Origin of the sequence: Tritonibacter scottomollicae (genome assembly GCF_003003215.1) — a bacterium.
GTDB lineage: Bacteria > Pseudomonadota > Alphaproteobacteria > Rhodobacterales > Rhodobacteraceae > Epibacterium > Epibacterium scottomollicae.
The window spans coordinates 1-4,012 of sequence record NZ_PVUF01000051.1; the positions used below are offsets into that span (position 1 = coordinate 1).

Sequence of the window (4,012 nt, forward strand, 5' to 3'; positions counted from 1 at the left end):
AGTGGTTGCCCATTCGCGGCCTACGCAAGCCTTGCCGCGTAATCGGCGATCAAGCGAGCCCCTAACTGGTGAACTCGAAACTTTGCGACGGAACCTACAGTGACAGGAATGAAGAGGCCGAGATGGGTGGCAGTGACACCAGCCTTTTCGTCTTCTCCTGTCACGATAAGTTGGGCCGCTATGGTGACCGGTAGGCGGCGAGCGACGTAATTCTCACAACGGGTTCGGAGAGGCCGGACATCATTTCTAACGCGCACCAACCGCGCGCGACGGAAAATATGATCCACAACGGATCCCAGGGCAACCGTGCGCCACTAGCCACGCAAATTCATGCGAAAGGTTTTCTCGATGCGGCTCATATCAGAATGCTCGACACCCGCCTGCTCAGCGAACTCTTGCCACTTCGCGACCGCGTCCACGATGTCCTCGATTGCCTGGTTTGCCTTGTTGGATTTCAGCCCCACGTTCGAAGCAAATACCATGAGGTCGCCGTGGGTAAAATCGTTTCGCTTTCCCGCCAAGCTCATCTGGTGATCGCGGGTCCATGAGCCAGATGGATTGTAGGAATAGGCCATGTCATAGGCGGGAGACAGTCGCCAGGTTCCGGACCGGTCCATGAGGAAGGAGATATTCTTGACGTGGTCATCCTGATTGCGGGCGACAACGTTGAAGACCGCACGCTTGTACTGCTGTTCTACGACATCCATCCCGAGCCCAAGATCCCTGATTGTCAAGACGGCCTGCTCGTAGGAATAAGATGCCGGGTCGTTGAAATCGAAGTGCTGCATCGCGCCTAGCGATTGCATGTGGCGCTTTCGCCCCCGCTCGTCCCGGTCGAACCGACGTGTCATGAAGTGGCTTCGGCCGCCCTCGTGGTGCAGCCTGCATTCCGACATGTCGATGCCCGCTTCGGTCGCCATCAGGTAATATGCGTACTCGATCTTTCCGAAGCCTTGCGGGTCGGCGAGCTCTTTGTCGCGATTGTTGGACACTCCGTCGAACTTCAAGAGCCAATGCTCGTACCCCTCGTCGACCTTGACTTGCCCTGACCTGAACTCCCCGGTGTCTCGGTTCCAGGCGAGTACAGCCTTGGCGCGCGCGCCACCCGCCGAGGTCCCGACACTCAAGATATCTTCCAACGCGCCGGCGTCATCTTCACCCCCAAGCCTACCTGCAAGGTTCTCGCGCTCGCTTAATACCCTGTTGGCCAGATCCACAAGCTGGGCCACTTCGAGTTTTTTTGACCGGGTCGCCTTGCGGACCGTCGGCTCGAACTCCAGTGCCCCGATGCCGCGGTTACCGATGTAACAAAGCCGATCCACGGGGCTGAACCGGTCCACGCTTCGCCCCATTTCCGCAAGCCACGCATCAATCAGCCGGTTGCCGAACTTGTCCGGCAACGCGTCGGCCAGCATGCCGGGTAACCCTTTGAACGTTTCTTTCGGAAGGGCGGGAAACTCGTAGGGTGCTTCCCGAACTGGCATCTTCAGGGGCGCGACTTCGATACCCGCGCCGACAAAGGCCGGATCGTATTGAAAGATGCCGAGTGCGCGTGCCTCATCCCAACTCACGGCACCGATGCGCCGACCCCACAATACTATGCTCGCGTCAGTCATCTACGTCATCACCCCAGGTCCATGTTGATTTTCTGGAGCGTTCCGATACAGGACTCGCTCTCCTGCGCTCCTTCCCCTTCTGCGAGACGCGTTCAATTGGCCTGATGTCTCCCTCCGGTAACGCAGAGAGTATTGCCTCTTCCAGATCGAGCGCGGTGGCGACGCGAAGAAAGGTGTCCAGAGTCGAAGGGTCCCCCGCTTCAAGGCGGCGCAGGGTGCGTACTCCGATGCCCGCCTTCTCGGCGAGGTCAGTTTGGGTCACGTTGCGCGCGAGGCGCAAGCGGGCGAGACGTTGCCCGATTTCTTGTTCGATTTGTTGAGATGTCGCCATTTTACTCTAAAGGCCGCAAGATGCCGATTGCTTCAGATGATTTGCTAATGTCGGTCATATATGGCCTTTTGTGGAGATTCTTGTCAATAGGTCTTAAGTGGCCCCTTGGAGCGACCAACCTTCATTAGGAGGCCACTTAGGGCCTTTTGACGCAAAGTTCGGATATCACTGTAGCAAGTTATTGGGGACACGGACCCAAGCGAACTCGAAGATTCTCGTGGACCGCCAGCATAGGCCGCGAGAAGCGTGGCATCGTCGGACGCAACGGGGGTGCTGCCAGTTCTCCACGGAAAGCACCATATGCCCATGACAAGTGTGATGGTCGATACTGTAACGCCCAAATCGATCGCACTTAGCGCTTCGCGGTCAACCAGAATCCCATTGCACCCAACTTATCTGTTGGGTACTTGGGCACAACATATAAGTTGGGTATAACGAGGCATGACTATGAACGGGATCACCCTGAACGAAAAAGAAGCGCGGGAAACGCGTGCCCGGATTTCTCGTCTCTCCGAGGCACTTCACTCGGAGCGCGCGATGGAGCAGGTTGTGGCCGGCCTGCCGCCGGAGGTGGTTTCTCAAGTCTCGCGCATGATGAAGGCCGAGCGCACACGTCTGACCCAAGCGGTCGAGGCATACGAAGAGGCCAAGGACACCCAACGACCCACCGCTCTAAAAGAACTGGTTAACCGCGACCTTGGCCTGATGCTCATAGTAGCGCGGATCGCCAACGGCTTCTCTCAAAAGGACTTAGCATGGCGCCTCGGCGTAAAGGAACAACAGGTTCAGCGTTGGGAGGCTGAGCGTTATGCCCCGATCAGCCTCAAGAACTATCATCGCGTGGCGGCACTGCTAGGAGTGCGGCCTTGGGCTGACATGCCCGACCAACCGGAGCTCCGCGGACTGGACAAGGTCATCGACGGGGTGTCGAAGGCCGAGATCAAGAAAATCCTCAAACATGGGCGCGAGAACGGCTGGTTCGCCGAAGATTTCACCGAGGCGGAGCTTCGTCGCTACATCGCCGAGAACCGAATCGACTTCGGGAGCCCTGGGCTTTTAAGAACTGGCCTCAACGTGGTGGATCACGCCGAAGACGTCTTGCTCCACGCCTGGCGCGCTAGGGTCACCGCGAGAGCTCGTGACGCTTTCGCGGGCGTCGAGGACGTTCATGAGCCGCTTGAACTCAAGTGGATGCCCGAACTGGTCCGTCTGAGCAATGACCCCCGCGGGCCGCTCCGGGCGGTGGAAGTGCTCGCCGACCGCGGGATTGTATTGATTGTGGAGCCACAGATCCCCGGCCTCAAGATCGACGGCGCAGCGTTCATCGTGGATGGGAGACCGGTCATCGGAATGACCGTCAGGACCGACACGGTGGACAACTTCTGGTTCACGCTGATGCACGAACTTGCCCACGTCACTCTTCACTTCTCCACCGGGCTGGCCGTAGGCTTCTACGATCAGACGGACCAAGAGACATCGGTCGATGAACAGGAGGAGGAGGCCAACCGGTTCGCCTCCAACTTGCTCATCCCAGAAGAACGCTGGCGGCGTTCTACCGCCCGCATCGCGAAGTCGACTGCGGTCATTGAGCGCTTCGCGAACGAGCTAGGTATCCATCCGGCAATTGTGTTCGGGCGGATGCGTAAGGAACGGGGCGATTGGTCCCTGTTCGCAAACAAGATCGGGAGGAACACCGTGAGGAAACTGTTTGTGGGCGAAGCCCAGAAAGGAAAGACTGATGCTCCCATACTACCCGGCCCTCAGGGCTAAACCCGGCGAGTTCGCAGCCTGCGGCAGGCTGACCCCCCGTTATCAGGGGTACGTCTGCCCTCGCTTCGTGGTGCCGCCGCCCACTGAGTCCGATCCCGAAAAGGGGCGCGTACCCACGCTGGACGAGATTGCTTACATGATGGGTGAACGCCTCGGAAAGAGCTGGCCGCACCGGCGGGTGGCTCTGTCGCATCTTTCGAGCAGATGATGTATTGACTTGGCCGTTTTGTCGATGAGGTTGAGCCGATGGTTTCGTTCAAAGGTGCGCAGTTCCCGCGGGATGTGATCCTGCACG

Annotated in this window: 4 protein-coding genes; 2 read left to right on the plus strand and 2 right to left on the minus strand. The window is 58.5% G+C overall.

All coding sequences use genetic code 11. The features are described from left to right. Window positions 1–314: 314 nt before the first annotated feature. Window positions 315–1,616, minus strand: coding sequence for a type II toxin-antitoxin system HipA family toxin (locus tag CLV89_RS22090; protein ID WP_106165729.1), 1,302 nt, complete (start codon window positions 1,614–1,616; stop codon window positions 315–317). After that, the gene (locus CLV89_RS22095) at window positions 1,609–1,947 is read right to left on the minus strand and encodes a helix-turn-helix domain-containing protein (protein WP_106165730.1); all 339 of its coding nucleotides are present in this window, start codon (window positions 1,945–1,947) and stop codon (window positions 1,609–1,611) included. Before CLV89_RS22095 ends, CLV89_RS22090 begins: the two co-directional genes overlap by 8 nt. Window positions 1,948–2,394: 447 nt before the next feature. On the opposite strand from CLV89_RS22095, the gene CLV89_RS22100 reads away from it, so the two are divergent. Further along, a complete protein-coding gene (locus tag CLV89_RS22100; protein ID WP_106165731.1) occupies window positions 2,395–3,717 on the plus strand; it encodes an XRE family transcriptional regulator in 1,323 nt (440 codons plus the stop codon). After that, entirely contained in the window at window positions 3,686–3,925 is a 240-nt protein-coding gene (locus CLV89_RS23300) for a beta family protein (RefSeq protein ID WP_110684145.1), read from the plus strand. The genes CLV89_RS22100 and CLV89_RS23300 overlap by 32 nt, the downstream gene beginning before the upstream one ends. Window positions 3,926–4,012 lie beyond the last annotated feature (87 nt).